Source organism: Duganella radicis, from assembly GCF_009720825.1.
Classification (GTDB): Bacteria; Pseudomonadota; Gammaproteobacteria; order Burkholderiales; family Burkholderiaceae_D; genus Rugamonas; species Rugamonas radicis.
In genome coordinates this window covers 1-255 of record NZ_WNKY01000143.1, presented here as the reverse complement: position 1 = coordinate 255, position 255 = coordinate 1, and the positions used below count along the sequence as shown (strand labels likewise).

Here is a 255-nt window from a genome sequence, read left to right as displayed (position 1 = left end):
ATAAGTGCACATGGCGGATGCCTTGGCGATTACAGGCGATGAAGGACGTAGTAGCTTGCGATAAGCTGCGGGGAGCTAGCAAACAAGCTTTGATCCGCAGATTTCCGAATGGGGAAACCCGGCCCTTAGGGTCATCACTCACTGAATACATAGGTGTGTGAAGCGAACGCGGCGAACTGAAACATCTAAGTAGCTGCAGGAAAAGAAATCAACCGAGATTCCCAAAGTAGTGGCGAGCGAAATGGGAAGAGCCTG

General features: G+C 51.0%; 1 rRNA gene. It reads left to right on the top strand.

Annotation, left to right across the window (positions count from 1 at the left end):
- Positions 1 to 255: ribosomal RNA gene (locus GM676_RS31415) — 23S ribosomal RNA — on the top strand; the annotation flags it as partial.